Here is a 16,359-nt window from a genome sequence, read left to right as displayed (position 1 = left end):
CTGTCTTGGCTCCGACAGTTCAGAGCATTTAAACACGGTATTCCAACGCGACATAGTATTGCTCGTATTCTTAAAACAGTGGAAACTGACTCTCTGATTTTGGCCCAGCTTAGTTGGGTTAACGAGCAATGAACTCAATCTGACAAGCCAATTATTGCATTTGATGGAAAAACTCTGCGTGGTGCCAGTAAAAAGCGTGAGGATAACTTACACTTGGTGTCCGCTTTTGATTGTGAGTCTGGTTTAACTTTGTATCAGCGTACCGTAGAAAGTAAATCCAACGAGATCCCTGCAGTTAGGGCCTTATTAGATGTGCTCGATATTTCAGACTCTATCGTCACACTAGATGCACTACATTGTCAGAAAGCGACACTCTCAGCGCTGACTTCAAGAGGTGCGGACTATCTGGTTCAGGTCAAAGCAAATCAGAAAACGCTTTATAAAGCAGTTGCTTCGTGTTTTGAAACTGCCTTTGCCCAAGAGGGGAGTTTACCTGAAGATATACAAATCAGCAGTGGTCATGGGCGTCAGGAAACCCGCATCACTTATGCACTGAAAGCAGATAAACTGCCTGAAGAGATAAAAGCAAAATGGCCTGGGCTCACTTCACTGGTTGCGGTTGAAAGACACAACAAGTCCGGCTCAACAACAAAAATAGATACGCACTTTTATGTTACTTCTGTAGAGCCAGATGTGCAGATGTTGCAAAAAGCCATCCGCCATCATTGGCATATCGAGAACCAACAGCACTGGGTGTTGGATGTCGTGTTTAAGGAAGACGCTTGCCAGATAAGCGAGCCGATTTCGGCAGAAAATATGGCGCTGTTCAGACGGGTTGTTCGCAATTAGGTAAAGCAGCACACAGGACGTAAAGATTCGATACGTGGCAAGTGTGTTCGGGCCAGTTTTGACGATGAATTCAGGGCCGAGCTTATCTTCGGTTAATGGTAGTTAACAAAGTATGCTCTCACCCTGAACGAGGATAGGCCTTTTTAACCGAAATACAGCCACTAAATGATTGAACAAAAATAGGAACTCGGCTAAGGTTGAGGCCATACTAAAAAATAAATTAAAACGAGTAATTCTAAAGTCTCGTTAGCGCAACAAGGAGATATCGTGCCAAAATTATTTGCTCTACTTACTTCAATGTTCTTATTTATATCAATAAGCGGGCAAGCTGAAGTGTATGAATATACGAGTAATAAAGTTGATTACAAAAACTTAGTAGCTAACTTGTACCTGCCAAAGGTGGATAAGAAAGTACCAGTGGTAATTGCTTTCGGTGGTTCTGAAGGAGGTCTTGGAGCGGGAAACGCGAATGGAGAAATGATAGCACCACATGGCATTGCTGTGCTTGGGGTAGCCTTTTTTAAGGAAAAAGGTATTGCTAAGACCTTAGATCAAATCCCTATAGAATATTTTGTAAACGCAATAAACTATCTTGAGTCTCACCCATCAATAGATTCTTCAAAAATTGGTGTTGTTGGTGGTTCAAGAGGTTCAGAAGCTGCGTTCTTGCTGGCAAGTTTAGATGAACGTATTAAGTCAATCGTTGTAACTACCCCTAGCAAAGTTGCTTGGTATGGTTTAACAATACCTAAATCAGCATGGACATATAATGGTAAAGACATTCCTGCATTAAGTTTAGCTTTAGATTCTAAAGCTAAACTTTTAGAACGATTTCAAGTGGCACTTGAAAACAATGATTCTGTAAATCAATCGCTGTTCAAATTTGAAGATATTAATGGTCCAATACTAATGATTTCGGCCAAAAAAGATCAGGTATGGCCTTCATATCAAATGGCAATAGATATTGAGTCCTATTTGAAGCAGAAGAATTTTGAACATTCAGTTACGCATAACGCGTACGAAACAGGGCATGGGTTTAGCCAAGAGACTGCACCAGAGATTAAACAATCAATAATCAATCACTTCACGAGTACATTATAATTCTCACTTGTATTTGTGTGATTACCAAGGGAACTTAACGGTTAATTATCGAGTGACTTTGGCATATACACGCCCAAGTTGGCAACTTAAGCTGACTTGGGTTGTAACTTAAATTTGCGGCTATTATTACTCACTAAGCTCAATATCATATAATATGCCAGTTCCGGCATAATGATGGCATTTAACATCGACACGTTTGGTTGATGTATTCAAAGATTTTTGGCACGTAACATTTTGTGCTTTCAATCCAAAATACTGAATGTATTGTGCCACTTTTTCATCAATTTTATTTTTTACATCTATAGGTGCAGCGTTATAAAAAGTATCAAATTGGTTACTCCACTCATAAACATTTGCTTCTTTAGCAACACCTAACCACCCCATACCAATTACTGGTGATTGCTTAACATGTTGGCCTTTTAAAAACATAAATGCCAAAACGTACTGAGCGCCTTTATAACCCCATTGAGCAGGCTCTTTTAGCAAGTTAAATGCTTGCTCATAGTGACCCTTTTTATAATGCTTCATGCCATTCATTTCAGCTTTATCTAGCTTGTTTTTTTTCATATGTACATAGCCACTTGACTTGCACCCACTGAGAAAAAATAAAAAACTCATGACAATAACTGGGACCCAAATACGCATTAAGCATTCCTATATATTCGTGTTATAAGCACCGCATTTTACTATAAATCACGAAACTTGTGGACTTGTACCCTAGATAATAGTCAATTATAGGTATATTTTTGTTAGATAGACCAGTAAATAACACGTGCCAGGAAAAAGTTTGATTTACTCTTTTTAAAATTGCCTTGCGGATATGCTCTGGATACTTGAAATATGCTGATAAATTATGCCATTTATTGCGCCATGAGTTAATCACTAGCGGATAAGCGTCCCCCCATTTAGTCTCCAGTTCATCAAGAGCTATCTCTGCTGCTTCAAGCTCTGCTTCTATTGGGGGAGTGTACGCCTTTAAATAAACATCCTCATATTTTAGGCTTCTCCATAATCTTTCGATAAATACATTGTCTATCCACCGACCTTTACCATCTATGCTAATCTGTATATTTTGCTTAAGCAGCTTCTGTGTGAACTCCGTACTGGTAAACTGACTGCCTTGATCTGAGTTAAAGATATCAGGTGCTCCGAAGCGTTAAATTACCTCTTCAAACGCTTCTATGCAAAAGTGCGTATCTATAGTGTTTGAAAGTCGCCAGACAATACCTTTCGACTATACCAGTCAATAATCGTAACCAAATATAAGAAGCCTTTTGCCATGGGAATATAGATGATGTCAATTGCCCAAGCTTGATTCGGGTAAGTCACTTCGATATTACGCAACAGGTAGGGATAAACCTTGTGTGCCTTATTCGTCAATGTTGTTTTTGGCTTGGGGTAAATCGCGCCAATGCCCACCTCCCGCATTATTCTGACAATCCGCTTACGATTAACGTGGCGATTCTTTTTAGCCAGTGCAGTGCGAATACGCCGACTGCCCATAAATGGATACTGGAGGTGAATTTCATCGATCATACGGCGAAACTCAATCTCCTCAGCACAGAGGCCTATGGGCTGATATGATAGTAAGCGGTCGAGCGAGCAATATTGAGCTGCTCACACTGACGCTTTATCGATAGTTGGGTGGATTTATCCAGCGAATGCTTACGTTATGCCCGATCTAACGACCGAGCACTTTCGCCAAAAAATCATTTTCCATGGTTAACTGACCGATTTTGGCGTGTAGTTTATCTGTTTCTTCTGAGTTGCCTTTACCAGTTAAGCTTTCAGATGCGAAGATAATAGCCGCATTTTCAAGCAGTTCTTTTTTCTATGTAAAGATTTGGTTTGCGTGAAGATTGTATTTTTGTGCTAATTCAGCAACGGTTTTATCTCCTTTAGCAGCGGCCAATGCCACTTTAGCTTTAAATTCAGGAGAGTGGTTTCTGCGTTTTCTAGTCATCATCTGTTCCAATATTTTTAGTTACTATAAAAACAGAACAACCACTTAAAGTCATGTCCGAAAATTTGGGCCAGCTCTGTACTTGCCTTGTGAACAACTGAGCTCTTATTTAGTTTATTGGATTACTTTTTTTATGATTCAATATCCTGTATTTTTTTATACACATCATCTGCTTCGGCTGTCAGGGTAGAGTATGTTCTAATATCACCTCGCCTTTGTGCGTGCATGGCTTGCTCTTGCAGCATTGCGAGCTGTTTCTCAAGCTTTTTAGTTGGGTTGCGCTTAAAAAATGAAAACATTAATAACTCCAATATTGTCTAGTGTCCTTTGTATACGAAAGGCAGGTAAAAATAGTTCAACTTACATGGCTAAGGTAAATGAATATCTGTAATGTTGTAGGGTGGAAAGCTCATTTTTTGTATTAAATTTGGTGTTTACTCGGTACAAAATGTATCTTAAAAGCAGGTATTTTGCTTTATTGTTAAGCAAGTTTACTTAAGTTTAGTATAGAGTGATTGATCTATATTTTAAATATTACATAATAACAAGGAAAGTACGATGAATGTTTGGATATTACTTTCGGGAATAACTGCTTTAATTACTTCTTTAATACATATATTCGCAGGGCAGATAGACCCTATTAAACCCTTTCTTAACTCAGAGCTTCCCGATATACCAAAAGCAACCCTTTTAGGGTGCTGGCATATAGTGTCTTTAGTGTTAGTTATTTCGGGTGTAACACTAACGTATATTGGTTGGTTTAACCGCTTTGAATTACAAAACCTAGCTTTAGGTTTATCAATAACCTTTGTTGCTTTTTCATTAGTTTTTTTGGTCGTCGGTTGGTTTTTCTTTGGTTATAAAACGTTTTTTAAGTTACCTCAGTGGGTGTTATTATTGCCAATTGGTGTACTGGGTTTGATTGGCGCTATATAAATTAAGTCATAAATTTTAAGCAAGCTATGTACTAAAGTGTGCTACTACAAAATGTTTTAATATTGGCCGCGTTGATGGCAGTTGAGTGAGAATAAATGAGTAAAAGAGTCATAAAAGTTGTCAATTATTCAGAACATTGGCATCAAGCGTTCACAGATGAGAAAACTTTACTTGAATCGGTGTTAGCAGGTGCCAATATTGTTGGCATACATCATATAGGTAGTACATCTGTTAAAGGACTTTGTGCAAAGCCAGTAATTGATATGCTTGTTGAAGTTAAAAACCTGACAATGCTTGATAGTTACAATCAACAGATGGCATTAATTGGATACCTAGCAAAAGGAGAATATGGTATTGCAGGTAGGCGTTATTTTCAAAAAGGAAAGCATGAGAGAAGTCATCAAATACATGCTTTTGAATTTGGTTCGTTTGATGTAGTAAGGCACCTTGCATTTAGAGATTACTTAATTGCTTATCCTGATATTGCTAAACAATATGGTTTATTAAAGCAAGGGGGGGCTAGGGTGTGTGCAAACAATATTGATGTGTATTGCGATCACAAAGATAGTTTTTTAAAAGAGCATGAAGCTAAAGCGCTACATTGGAAAACGTTAAGTAAATAACCGTCTGATCAGGCTGAACAATTGAAAAAACAGTGTTTATTTATAAAATAAAAATGATGGCGTTTAGTATTTTATTACTGTTTTTAGCTTTGTTGCTCGCTTAGCATCAAATCGAGCTGTGAAAATGAGCTTTGTGCCCTTATCATGTGAGTTTTATGAGCCATAAACTGAAATTTTAGAGGTGAAAATAAAGTGTCAGATGATGTGATTAAACTTGTTAATTACAATGCAAAATGGGTAGACATGTTTAATGTGGAGCGTGATTTTTTGCATACGCATATATCTCAGTATGTGATTGGTTCTATCGAGCATGTAGGTAGTACCGCTGTTGAAGGTATGATTGCCAAGCCGATAATCGATATTATGGTCGGGGTTAAGTGTTTGCATGATGCTCAAGGGGCGATAAATATTCTCTCGAATAATTCATATTGTTACTATCCATACAAAGCTGATGTCATGCATTGGTTTTGTAAACCATCACCAGAAGTACGAACGCACCATTTACATTTAATACCATATTTGAGCCCTCTATGGTACGAGCGAATTGCGTTTAGAAACATTTTGCGAAACAACCTTGATGTGGCATTACAATATGCTGACCTAAAAGTAGATTTAGCTAATCGCCATAGTGAAGACCGTGAAGCTTATACTCAGAAAAAGTGGCCATTTATAAAATCTATGTTGAGTCGCTTTCAAAGCTAATTGAAGTACGAGTTATCAAGTATCGTTTCGCTCTTTATTCCCATATCAAACCACCGCAGGGTGATTTTTGTACTTAGTTATAAGTTCTCGTATAAAAATTATTTTTTGATAGATTACAAAATATGCAGCGTAAAATTCCCAAAGTTCTTATTTTAATTGACAGAAGGAATACAACATTGAAAGCATTCATACAATCATCGTTATTGATAGTGTCTAGCATATTTTTATCCGCCTGCAATGACAACCATGTTAATACTACGCCAAGCCCAGAAGTTTCAACCACAACGATTGTTGATGCTGCAAAGGGAGCTGGTAACTTTACTACTTTGGTTGCTGCACTTGAGGCCACAGGCCTTGACAGTACACTTTCTGATACAAACAGTAAGTTTACAGTCTTTGCGCCAACTGATGAGGCTTTTGCAGCACTTGGCCAAGACACGGTAGATGCGTTGTTGCAAGATACTGATAAGCTCAGCGCAATACTTGGATATCATGTTGTTAGTAGCGAAGTAAATTCACAAACAGCAATAGGGCTTGCTGGCACGACGGTTGATACTGTCAACGGTGCACGGCTCGCGATATCTTTAGATGGTGAAAATTTGTTGGTCAACACAGTAAGTGTTACGGCAACAGATATTAAAACTGATAACGGTATTATTCATGTTGTCGACGCAGTGCTCATACTACCTGTCGATCAGCCTGTCGCTGCGACTAATATAGTTCAAACTGCAGCGGCTGCGGGTAACTTCACCACATTATTAAAAGCATTAGAGGTGACAAATCTTGATGCTGTACTCAGCGATGGTTCGAGCAAATTTACCGTATTTGCACCCACAGATGGCGTTTGCAGCGTTGGGACAAAAAACTATTAATACTTTGCTGGCAAACCCTGAAACGCTTTCTAATATCTTGAAGCAACACGTTGTTTTGGGTGAAGTAGATGCAGTGACCGCGATGTCACTCAATGGTAAAAGCACGCAAACAGTGCTAGGGAATACGCTGCCAATCAATAAACGGTGTTATTCATGTGCTAAATAAAGTGATAATGCCCCCAGCAGAAGCTATTCCGTCAAGTAAAACAATTGCACAAACCCGCAGTTGAAACCCCAGAGTTGTCAACTCTTGTGAGTGCTTTGCAAGCGGCAAGCTTGGTAGAAACATTTAATGATACCAACAAGCAATACACTGTATTTGCACCAACCAATAACGCCTTTAAAAAAATTCCAAGCAGTACACTTAATACATTACTAGCAGATACAGCAGCATTGACGGAGGTGTTATCACAGCATGTTGTAGCTGGTGCCAGTATTAGTAGCTTAGAGGCATTTGCAGCAAACGCAAAGCAGGTTAAAACTCTTAACAACCAATCATTGAGCATAAAAATAATGGACTTTTCTGCTGTAACCAATACTAACAATGACGTGATAGCATATAACATGGTTAATCAGCGGTTGGTAACGGGTAATGCATCAAGCAAAGCAGGCATAACGATTTATGTGTTTGATAACGACCTTGAAAATGCGATGAGTACGTGTGTACAAACGTGGATACCAATTATTGCAACCGCCGATGAAATAAAAAATATTGATGGCCTGTCATTAGTTGCACGTAGTGACAACACAATGCAAGTTGCTTACTTAGGTCGTCCGCTGTATACATACATTAATGATTTAGAATCTGGTGATGCTATGGGGCAAGGCATTAATAATGTTTGGTGGCAAGTTAGTTTGCCGGCTACCTCATTACAAATTGCAGGTAGTAATGTAACGGTAACTGATATTCAAACAAGCAATGGTGTGGTACACCTAATTGAGACAGTTATTACTCAAGCAAAATAATACCTACGGTGCTAGCTCACTCAGAGCTAGCACCTATTCGTAGTCGGCCATTCCTGAAACACTTCTAACGCCTAATGCAGTTGCTAACATTATTTACTTACATAATAGGGAAGCAGTCACATTTATAGCTTCCATCTGAATGAAATAAGATCAATGAAGTGTTGTTTAATGACTGAAAGTAATTTGCAATTACATATTTAACCTTTGGTTGTTTATGCTCTGTGGCTAGATTTGACTAGTTTTAAGGCGCAGTGATGATAATTGTGTACATGGACATGCGGTAGCGCGTCGGCAATGGCTTTAAAACCCAGTTGAGCTTATGTTTAGTCAAAAGCCACTAATGGTGATAAATGTTCTGCCCAAGTATGATTTGTGCTTTCACCCATATTTGCCAGCGCCTGTGTTAAAAAATTTATAAATACACTGACCTTAGCAGGTAAATAGTCTCTTTTGGCATAAATCACAAATACCCCATTATCAGGTCGTGGTGGCCTAAAGAACGGGAATATAGATAAAAGCTCGCCCTTCTCGAGCCATTTTTTAGCTAAAAAATGTGGCATTTGTGCTATGCCTAAGCCATCGCTGCACATATAGGCCATCATCTCGCCATCGTCTACAACATGTGTACGTGTTAATTCATATGAGTTGTAGTTACCGTTAATATCGGGTAAAAAAACTGGCTGTAGAGTTGCCGTTTCTTTTATCCGAAAACCTATCCATTGGTGTGTATTAAGTGCTTCATCGCAGCTAGGTGTACCATATTTAGCTAAGTACTCTGGTGAAGCACATACAACAAAGTCCATTGGGCTTAGTTGTCTGGCGATTAACCTACTGTCTTTTATGAATCCGGTACGAAGCGCAATATCTATCCCTTTTTCAATAATATCTACATGATGATCAGTAATATCAAGCTCGAGCTTAATGTCGGGGTATTGTTTCGTAAATGCCTTTAATAAAGGGCGAATGTAAAGATGGGCATAACACACAGCGCTGCTGATCCTTAAAGTGCCGCTTGGTGTATCATTGATGTGTTTAAGCTGCATTTCGCACTCGCCAAGGTCAAGAAGTATTTTGCGAACGCTATGGGCATATTGATATCCTGCTGGAGTAACGTTAAGTTGCCTTGTTGAGCGTTGAAACAAGGTAAAACCAAGTTGTGCTTCCAAGCGGCTAATGGCCTTACTAACTGTTGAGGGGTCGGTGTTACAGCTTTTTGCTGCTGATGCAAAGCTACCGCCATCAAAAGTGGCTAAAAACAATTCTAAAGAGCGCATTTTATCCATTTTATATCCTTATTTACGTAGTGCCACATAGACTATAACAGTAAATAGTCATGAATTACATTCATGACTGAAAGGGGGGATTGCCAATTTTCAACCTTTTATCAGTACGTTAGTCTTTTATACAACATCGGTTTATCTAGCGAATGAGGAGGGGACTTGCATTATAAAGCAACATACAACCCTATAAAGCAAAGCAATTGGGCGTATTTCATGCTTGCATTTATTACTATGTCAGGGGTGTTTTACATTAACTTTTTACCCGCTGTGGTAAACGCATTGGTTAACAATATAGGTTTTAATACGGTACAAGCAGGTCAAATTGTTGCTTTTAACGGTTATGGAAATCTAATAGGTAGTATTATTGGCGTTTTTTTAGTTAAAAGAGTGCCTTGGCAGCGTTTTACTCTTATTCTATTAGTTTTGATGTCCGGGCTGGATCTTGCTACAGCTTGGGTTGATAACTATAGCGTTATGCTCGTTTGGCGATTTTTTAGCGGGTATTATCGGCGGAGTGAGTGTTGGATTAACTTTTTCAGTGCTTGGCCGGTTGAAAACCCCAGACCGCGCGTTTGGATTTTTATTACTGTTACAGTTTTCTCTCGGGTCAGTTGTGATCTATATGCTAAGCGCAATTGAAACACTGCTTGGTAAATACACTGTGTTTTACGTTATGGGGTGCTGTTCGCTTGTCAGCGTATTGTTTATCTGTTTACTACCTAAAATGGATTTAAAATGCAATACAGTGTATATCAAAATGCCTGTGTTAAGAATTGATAGACGTTCGTTTTTACTGTTATTCGCCATCGTATTATATCTAGGTGCCGCGAATGCAATTTGGGCTTATGTGAGCCTAATTGGTGAGCATGCCCAGATTAAACCAGAAAAAATAAATATATACATTGCTACAACAGGTTTTTTAGGGTTATTTGGGGCGCTGTTTCCCGTTATATACTCAAATCGATTTGGTCGCATGCGCCCAGTTATAATTGGCATGATAATGTCAATAATTGCAGCGGTATTACTGTGTTTTTCACATATTCCATTTTTTTACATCTTGGCTATGGGTCTGCTTTTTACTGCTTGGCCTGCTGTACATGCATATTTACTTGCAGCCAGCGCACAGCTTGATAGTAGTGGCAGGTTGAGCGCCATTACTGCAGTGGTGTCATATTTAGGTCTTGCGAGCGGCCCATTGTTAGGTGCAAGTTTGGTGAGTAATAACGAGCATTTTGAAGTCATGCTTTACACTTGTACAGGCCTATTTTTTATTAGTTTATTGGCATTCGTTAAGCTTTTAAGAGTGCCGGAACAAACACGCACTATCTCTAATTATCAATAATAACCATATATTAAAAATCTCATGCAGGTAAGCCTAGCTGGCAGCTTTTAAGGAAAAACATATGATCCGTTACTTATTAAACAAATCACTAATATCAATGAAGCACAAATATGACTATGACGTAAGTTATATGCAAGATGTGCTAAATGCAGATTTAGCTGCATTTATAAAATTTATGGCATTTCAGAGTATGTCATCTCATCAAGCCAAAATGCCTGCGAGTATTATTTTTGCTGCTAGATTGCGTGCAATCATATCTGAGGATTGTGGGCCTTGTACACAATTGGTGGTAAACATGGCAATAGAGGCAAATGTAGCGCCAGAGGTAGTGCGTGGAATTATAAATTGGGATGTAAACTCGTTATCAAATGAAATTGTTATGGCAATGCAATTTACTGAGCTTGTTTTAACTCATAATCCGCAGGCGGATGAACTACGCGAGAAAGTGAGGGCTTTGTGGGGGAGTGAGGGGGTGGTAAGTATTGCGTTCGCCATTAGCTCTATGCGTGTTTATCCATCTTTAAAGTACACCTTAGGTCATGGTAAGGCATGTTCTAAAATTCGTGTCGATAATGTTGATTTAGTGCCTACTAAACATTTGAACTAGTACTAGGAGAGTGTGATGCACCTTTTTGTTTTGGTTCTTGCTGCATTGTTAGGAGTGGTTGCGCTTGCAAATGGCGTTTTTATGACCGTAGCCCCTGAGTCTTGGTATTGGTTCGTGCCGGGGTTGCCAGAGCGCGGGCCATTCAATCAGCACTTTATCAGAGACATCGGCATTAACCACGTGTTGATAGGTATCGCGTTTGTGTATGGCGCAATAAATACCAAATATCGGTTAATTTTATGGTTAATGCCAACAGCTTGGTTAGTAAGCCATAGTGTATTTCATGTTTGGGAAATTTTGGTTGGTATTTGTGGGCCTGAATTTTTTGTTGTTGATTTTAGTGGCGTAACCTTACCAGCTTTAATTTCGTTAAGTTTGCTTTATGTAAGCTTTAAGTTTAAATCATATGATTAAGTATTTTGCGTTCTTGTTGATGCTAACAGTAGCTGTGGTGATAGGGCTTGTATTGGTACATACAGCACCAAAGCCTCGTGAAGTATCACCAATAGAGTGGCAGGCAAAACCAAAAAATATAAATGATTTTACGCTTGTGAGCGTTGAAGGTGAATTTAACAATAACGCTTTAGATGGGAACTGGACTGTTGTTGTGTTTGGGTATATCAATTGCCCAGATATTTGCCCCATGGGTTTAGCTCGGCTATCGCAACTGGCCAAGAATATCGATGGTAAATTAAAAAGTAAAAAGGTACAGTTTGTTTTTGTTTCTCTTGATTACCCATTAATGCAAGTTGTTGATGTGAATAAATATACCCAGTACTTCAATCAATCATTTATAGGCGTTACTGGGGAACTTAAGTCGCTGCGCAGTTTGGCTAATAGCTTAGGAATAAGGTTTAAAGTAGCTCGTATACAAAATACTTATTCAGTTTCTCATTCGTCAACGGTGTCTATCATTGGTCCAAAAGGGCAGCTGCGGGGGCGGTTTAATCATACCTCAAATGTAAATTATTTAACGAAGCAGCTTTTGACGTATATATTTGCAAGCGATATTAAATACAAAGACTCTTAACGCGCTTGGCCTTATTGATATTATGATTGAATTTAACATTAGCCGTCTTAAAACAGAACATGGAATCTTTCGTTTGTTCGGTTATTATGAAGGCATTACAATTACGCAGCCAAAAATAGTAAAAATTGAGATGTTAGGTACCGATGGTTGGCTTGCGTTAGATATGCGTAAAGAGGTTGTTATCGAGCTTGTATGCAAGCTGCTGCCTAGCGTTTACGAGCATTTAATTGACAATTAAAGTCTTGGTGTGAACGAATTTAATAAATAAAATTCAATAATGTAGGGTTAATTATACAAATTGGTAGTACAGATTAAACAAAAAATACTTATCAGTGCATGTTTAGTTGGCAATAATGTGAGATACAACGCCAGTTGTTTAGATATTGCGTATGATGATTTATGTTGGTTGCGTTCACATTTTGAATTGATCAGCGTGTGCCCTGAAGTGGGTGCTGGTTTGCCTATACCAAGAGCGAGTGCTGAGATTTTAGGGGGGCAGGCAAAACAAGTATTGGTGGATGAAGCAAAAGTCGTAACAGAAGATGGTACAGACTTGACTTGTTATTTTATTGCAGGTGCACGACTAGCGCTTTCATTATGTCAAAAATATAGCATCAAATATGCTGTTTTAGCACAATCGAGTCCCAGTTGTGGCAGTAGCACAGTTTATGATGGTCATTTTACAGGTCAAAAAGTAGCAGGTAATGGTGTAACCACGGAGCTTCTCAAGCAGCATGGTATTCAAGTGGTTGGTCAACATAATATAGCTGATCTTAAAGCGTTGCTAACACACTGCGGTGTTTGATTCTTCAATCACATGCTGTAAGGAGTTATTCAGAGTGGTGTACAAATATGTGTCATCTCATCAAAATACTGTCTTTTTTACTCATAAACTGGCTAGTTCTGCACAAAGTGAAGCAGTTTTCAATACTAAGCAGTTGATAATTAATCATGGTTTTAAACATTTCAGATACTTTTATTTCTCGATTGTTATTTGCCTTTTTTAATTGAACGTAGAATCCATTTGCAACTTATGGATACAATGTAAAAATGAATTATTTAATAAAATGTAATTTACATTTTGTTTACCCTGTGTTTCTATATGCGCTCCGAAAACAATAAAACTAACTAAATTACTCATTGTTGATTGCACTAAATGAGTATCGGGGGGAGAAATGTTAAATTCTAAGTTAAGTCTTGCTATTAAAACGGCTCTATTAGGGAGCATGGTATTTTCAAGTCAAGGTGTCGTGGCAAATAATGCCCAACAAGGTGCCGACAAAGAAATTGAGCGAATAGTCACAACAGGCTCACGTATTAGTCGTGCTGATATTGAGGGCCCATCGCCAGTGGTGGTAATGACTGCTGAAGATATTGATGCCAAAGGTTTTAATAATGTATTTGAAGCCATTCAATCGCTGTCGTCTGCGACGGGCTCAACCCAAGGGCAGGGTTATACCAATAGTTTTACTCCCAATGCTGAGACAGTAAATTTGCGAGGAATGGGCGCAAATAGAACCCTAGTCTTGCTTAATGGTCGCCGAGTTGCCAACTACCCCCGCGCATTTAACGGTCAGAATAACGTATTTAATTTATCAAGTATCAGTGCGGCATCTATCTCTCGAATAGAGATACTCACAGGCGGAAGCTCCGCGGTATATGGCTCCGATGCCATTGCGGGCGTGGTTAATATTATCACTAAAACAGAGGTGGATGATATTACTGTAAGGCTAAGGCATAGCACATCAGATCAAGGCGGCGGTGATAATAGTAAATTCTCAATTGCAGGCGGACTTAGCCAAGGCGATTTAAATGTCTCTTATGCACTTGAGTACTCCAAACAAGACATGTTGCTTGGTAGTGAGCGCGATTGGCTTGATGATAATTATGATGGCCCAAACACCGAGAAAGAGCCAGAATATCAAAGGGTTAATCAGCGTAACATCATGGCGGCTACCTTTGACGGTGGCTTTAAATATTTGCACCCGAATGAGTTTGGCAATAATGTTTGCGACCAATGGGATGAATACGCATTGTCAGAGCGCCCTTCGCGTGGTTTTTATTGTGGTAAAGACACCACAGGTGATAGTTCTTATATCAACGACAGAGAGCAGTTATCGCTATATACCAACTTAACATACCAGTTAAGCAATAATCATGAGTTTTTTGCTGAAGCACTTTATTGGGACAGTGAAGCAAAAAACAGAGGGGGCTATGGTATTGGCTGGGGAACAGATAGACTGCCTGAAGGCATTGCCATTGGCGACCAATGGCTTTGGGATGCCACTAATGAGCGTTATTTATACTTAACACGTACATTTAGCCCCGCAGAAGTCGGTGATGTTAGGGCGCACTTTGAAGATGAAATGCTTTACAGTGCTGCGGGCTTTAAAGGGCTTATTTTTGATGATTGGAACTATGAAATGTCGCTTTCTCATAGTGCTTCAGATAGTTTTGAGTATGAAAATCTAATCGCCTCAGATAAGGCACTAGATTACTTCCTTGGTCAACCAATTGCGGGCACAGTTAATGAATTTAACCCAAATTTTGCGCGTTTTTGGCGACCATTAGACCAAGCTGGTAGAGATGCAATCGTCGAAGTTAATGATTCATCCGCTGATGCGTCTGTTACTACCGTAAATGGTTCAATTACCGGTGCTTTGTTTGAATTGCCAGCGGGCGCAGTTGATTTTGCTTTAGCGTTAGAATGGTCAACAGAAGACTATGCCATTAGAGTAGACCCCAGAACATTGGATAAAACAACTGGCTGGGGTAATGGGCTCACCGGTACAGAAGGTAAAGGTGAACGTGATCGTTACGGTGCCGCACTGGAATTTAGACTGCCTGTAACAGAGCAACTGCAAGCCAGTATTGCAGGGCGTTATGACTATTACGACGATGAAACCGCAGTAGATGGTGCATTTACCTATCAACTGGGCTTAGAGTATCGCCCGATAGAAACATTATTAATGCGTGCAAACTACGGTACTACCTTTAGAGCACCAGACATTCACCAAGTATTTGCTGGCCCTTCAGGCTTCTATCAGTCTTTTACCGACTATTGGTTAGAGAGTAAATGCGTACAAATTGTTAATCAACAAAGCACGGGGTTGTCTGCTGCTGAAAATGATGCAATTGGCTATCAGTGTGATATGGATAGCGCTGGTAAATTACGTGAAGGACAGCGTTTTCAAGGCACACGTACTGGCAATAAAGACCTTAAAGAAGAAACAGGCTACTCAGCCACATTAGGGTTTGTGTGGAGTGTTACAGAGGAAATTGACCTAATTGCTGATTTATATCGCATTCGTATTAAAGATCAGGTTGATAGCTGGGATACCGATCACTTTTTCACCACAGAAGCAAAATGCCGCAACGGTCAAGAACAAAATCAAGCGTTGTGCGACGATGTGCTCAATCGTATTAAGCGCTTTGATGCTGCACAGCCAGATGTGGGCTTAACAGTAAATACAGCCCATACAACCTATATTAATCAGTCGTTAAAAGAGCAAACCGGTTTTGATATTAACCTTAAAACTGACTTTGATTTTGGTGTATATGGTGAGTTTGATATGGACCTTAAATTTACACATGTACTTGAAATGGTTAATCAACAGTTCCCAGGAGATGAAATTGATAAAGAGTACCGAGATAGCTACTTGAATAACGACTTTCGCTCACGATGGGATAACAAGTTTGGCTGGCGCAAAAATGATTGGGTTGTGCAGTTACAACAAACCCGCTTTGGATCTAGTTGGAACTATGAAGACCCTGATGAAATACGCAACCCTTCAGACGAAAAGCGAGCCTTGGCGGCACGCATGAAACCTTGGCTAATCTATAATTTAGGCGTGACTTATATACTAAACGATAACCATAATATTAAGTTAGGGGTTAATAACCTGCGTGATTCTCGCGCTCGAAATGATAAAAGTTATACGGGAGATGACCCTTGGTTTAACCGTGGCAGATACCCGGTAACAACGGCCGTAATGGGTCGTACTTTCTCGCTTGAATGGGTTGGGAAGTTTTAACTGGTTGTTTGGGATAGCGAGCTTTAGCTCACACCCTAAATAGAGATATAAAAA

The 16,359-nt window shown here is 39.4% G+C and carries 18 protein-coding genes and 2 pseudogenes; 16 read left to right on the top strand and 4 right to left on the bottom strand.

Annotated elements, in window-relative coordinates:
* Positions 1–945 (top strand): annotated as a pseudogene (locus SANK73390_RS09700) (ISAs1 family transposase); the annotation flags it as partial.
* Positions 946–1,116: 171 nt separating this feature from the next.
* Complete coding sequence (locus SANK73390_RS09695) at positions 1,117–1,950, top strand: acyl-CoA thioester hydrolase/BAAT C-terminal domain-containing protein (RefSeq protein WP_462765801.1); 834 nt, start codon at positions 1,117–1,119, stop codon at positions 1,948–1,950.
* Positions 1,951–2,076: 126 nt separating this feature from the next.
* On the opposite strand, the gene SANK73390_RS09690 is transcribed toward SANK73390_RS09695, so the two are convergent.
* The 3 genes and pseudogenes from SANK73390_RS09690 to SANK73390_RS09680 form a co-directional block, all read right to left on the bottom strand.
* Complete coding sequence (locus SANK73390_RS09690) at positions 2,077–2,595, bottom strand: SEL1-like repeat protein (RefSeq protein ID WP_462765799.1); 519 nt, start codon at positions 2,593–2,595, stop codon at positions 2,077–2,079.
* Between the two features lie 160 nt (positions 2,596–2,755).
* Positions 2,756–3,913, bottom strand: a pseudogene (locus tag SANK73390_RS09685) (IS3 family transposase); the annotation flags it as partial.
* Positions 3,914–4,044: 131 nt separating this feature from the next.
* A complete protein-coding gene (locus SANK73390_RS09680; RefSeq protein ID WP_462765797.1) occupies positions 4,045–4,212 on the bottom strand; it encodes a DUF6435 family protein in 168 nt (55 codons plus the stop codon).
* 259 nt (positions 4,213–4,471) lie between these two features.
* On the opposite strand from SANK73390_RS09680, the gene SANK73390_RS09675 reads away from it, so the two are divergent.
* From SANK73390_RS09675 to SANK73390_RS09650, 6 genes are all read left to right on the top strand, one after another.
* On the top strand, positions 4,472–4,849 hold the full coding sequence (locus SANK73390_RS09675) for a hypothetical protein (protein WP_462765795.1): 378 nt from the start codon (positions 4,472–4,474) through the stop codon (positions 4,847–4,849).
* A 95-nt stretch (positions 4,850–4,944) separates the two neighbouring features.
* Positions 4,945–5,472: a GrpB family protein gene (locus tag SANK73390_RS09670; RefSeq protein ID WP_462765793.1), complete on the top strand. Its 528-nt coding sequence runs from the start codon at positions 4,945–4,947 to the stop codon at positions 5,470–5,472.
* A 192-nt stretch (positions 5,473–5,664) separates the two neighbouring features.
* A complete protein-coding gene (locus SANK73390_RS09665) occupies positions 5,665–6,174 on the top strand; it encodes a GrpB family protein (protein ID WP_462765791.1) in 510 nt (169 codons plus the stop codon).
* A 176-nt stretch (positions 6,175–6,350) separates the two neighbouring features.
* Entirely contained in the window at positions 6,351–7,046 is a 696-nt protein-coding gene (locus SANK73390_RS09660) for a fasciclin domain-containing protein (RefSeq protein ID WP_462765789.1), read from the top strand.
* Positions 7,027–7,212 (top strand): fasciclin domain-containing protein, encoded by a 186-nt coding sequence (locus SANK73390_RS09655; protein WP_462765787.1) that lies wholly within the window; start codon positions 7,027–7,029, stop codon positions 7,210–7,212. The genes SANK73390_RS09660 and SANK73390_RS09655 overlap by 20 nt, the downstream gene beginning before the upstream one ends.
* Positions 7,213–7,256: 44 nt before the next feature.
* Positions 7,257–8,012 carry a fasciclin domain-containing protein gene (locus SANK73390_RS09650; RefSeq protein WP_462765785.1) on the top strand — a complete coding sequence of 252 codons (756 nt, stop codon included), beginning with the start codon at positions 7,257–7,259 and terminating at the stop codon, positions 8,010–8,012.
* Between the two features lie 323 nt (positions 8,013–8,335).
* Here the strand turns inward: SANK73390_RS09650 and SANK73390_RS09645 are convergent, their stop codons facing one another.
* Positions 8,336–9,295: a LysR substrate-binding domain-containing protein gene (locus SANK73390_RS09645; protein ID WP_462765783.1), complete on the bottom strand. Its 960-nt coding sequence runs from the start codon at positions 9,293–9,295 to the stop codon at positions 8,336–8,338.
* Between the two features lie 156 nt (positions 9,296–9,451).
* Here SANK73390_RS09645 and SANK73390_RS09640 point away from each other — a divergent pair, with 156 nt between their 5' ends.
* The 8 genes from SANK73390_RS09640 (at position 9,452) to SANK73390_RS09605 (ending at position 16,305) form a co-directional block, all read left to right on the top strand.
* A complete protein-coding gene (locus SANK73390_RS09640) occupies positions 9,452–9,931 on the top strand; it encodes a hypothetical protein (protein WP_462765781.1) in 480 nt (159 codons plus the stop codon).
* Positions 9,915–10,634 carry an MFS transporter gene (locus SANK73390_RS09635; protein WP_462765779.1) on the top strand — a complete coding sequence of 240 codons (720 nt, stop codon included), beginning with the start codon at positions 9,915–9,917 and terminating at the stop codon, positions 10,632–10,634. The genes SANK73390_RS09640 and SANK73390_RS09635 overlap by 17 nt, the downstream gene beginning before the upstream one ends.
* Positions 10,635–10,695: 61 nt before the next feature.
* The gene (locus tag SANK73390_RS09630; protein WP_462765777.1) at positions 10,696–11,241 is read left to right on the top strand and encodes a hypothetical protein; all 546 of its coding nucleotides are present in this window, start codon (positions 10,696–10,698) and stop codon (positions 11,239–11,241) included.
* A gap of 15 nt (positions 11,242–11,256) precedes the next feature.
* The gene (locus SANK73390_RS09625) at positions 11,257–11,655 is read left to right on the top strand and encodes a hypothetical protein (RefSeq protein WP_462765775.1); all 399 of its coding nucleotides are present in this window, start codon (positions 11,257–11,259) and stop codon (positions 11,653–11,655) included.
* Positions 11,648–12,271 carry an SCO family protein gene (locus tag SANK73390_RS09620; protein WP_462765773.1) on the top strand — a complete coding sequence of 208 codons (624 nt, stop codon included), beginning with the start codon at positions 11,648–11,650 and terminating at the stop codon, positions 12,269–12,271. The genes SANK73390_RS09625 and SANK73390_RS09620 overlap by 8 nt, the downstream gene beginning before the upstream one ends.
* 22 nt (positions 12,272–12,293) lie before the next feature.
* Complete coding sequence (locus SANK73390_RS09615; protein WP_462765771.1) at positions 12,294–12,509, top strand: hypothetical protein; 216 nt, start codon at positions 12,294–12,296, stop codon at positions 12,507–12,509.
* A gap of 60 nt (positions 12,510–12,569) precedes the next feature.
* A complete protein-coding gene (locus SANK73390_RS09610) occupies positions 12,570–13,076 on the top strand; it encodes a 2-thiouracil desulfurase family protein (protein WP_462765769.1) in 507 nt (168 codons plus the stop codon).
* A gap of 370 nt (positions 13,077–13,446) precedes the next feature.
* Positions 13,447–16,305, top strand: a complete 2,859-nt coding sequence (locus SANK73390_RS09605; RefSeq protein ID WP_462765767.1) for a TonB-dependent receptor plug domain-containing protein — start codon at positions 13,447–13,449, stop codon at positions 16,303–16,305.
* Positions 16,306–16,359: the final 54 nt, after the last annotated feature.

The organism is Pseudoalteromonas sp. SANK 73390, assembly GCF_054966645.1.
This window is presented reverse-complemented; position numbering and strand designations above follow the sequence as displayed.

Excerpts from the sequence above, each read along its gene's own strand:
- SANK73390_RS09615 (WP_462765771.1), top strand. The coding sequence starts at position 12,294 with ATGATTGAATTTAACATTAGCCGTCTTAAAACAGAACATGGAATCTTT.
- SANK73390_RS09635 (WP_462765779.1), top strand. The coding sequence starts at position 9,915 with ATGCTAAGCGCAATTGAAACACTGCTTGGTAAATACACTGTGTTTTAC.
- SANK73390_RS09680 (WP_462765797.1), bottom strand. The coding sequence starts at position 4,212 with ATGTTTTCATTTTTTAAGCGCAACCCAACTAAAAAGCTTGAGAAACAG.
- SANK73390_RS09605 (WP_462765767.1), top strand. The coding sequence starts at position 13,447 with ATGTTAAATTCTAAGTTAAGTCTTGCTATTAAAACGGCTCTATTAGGG.
- SANK73390_RS09620 (WP_462765773.1), top strand. The coding sequence starts at position 11,648 with ATGATTAAGTATTTTGCGTTCTTGTTGATGCTAACAGTAGCTGTGGTG.
- SANK73390_RS09625 (WP_462765775.1), top strand. The coding sequence starts at position 11,257 with ATGCACCTTTTTGTTTTGGTTCTTGCTGCATTGTTAGGAGTGGTTGCG.
- SANK73390_RS09645 (WP_462765783.1), bottom strand. The coding sequence starts at position 9,295 with ATGGATAAAATGCGCTCTTTAGAATTGTTTTTAGCCACTTTTGATGGC.
- SANK73390_RS09630 (WP_462765777.1), top strand. The coding sequence starts at position 10,696 with ATGATCCGTTACTTATTAAACAAATCACTAATATCAATGAAGCACAAA.
- SANK73390_RS09690 (WP_462765799.1), bottom strand. The coding sequence starts at position 2,595 with ATGCGTATTTGGGTCCCAGTTATTGTCATGAGTTTTTTATTTTTTCTC.
- SANK73390_RS09670 (WP_462765793.1), top strand. The coding sequence starts at position 4,945 with ATGAGTAAAAGAGTCATAAAAGTTGTCAATTATTCAGAACATTGGCAT.
- SANK73390_RS09675 (WP_462765795.1), top strand. The coding sequence starts at position 4,472 with ATGAATGTTTGGATATTACTTTCGGGAATAACTGCTTTAATTACTTCT.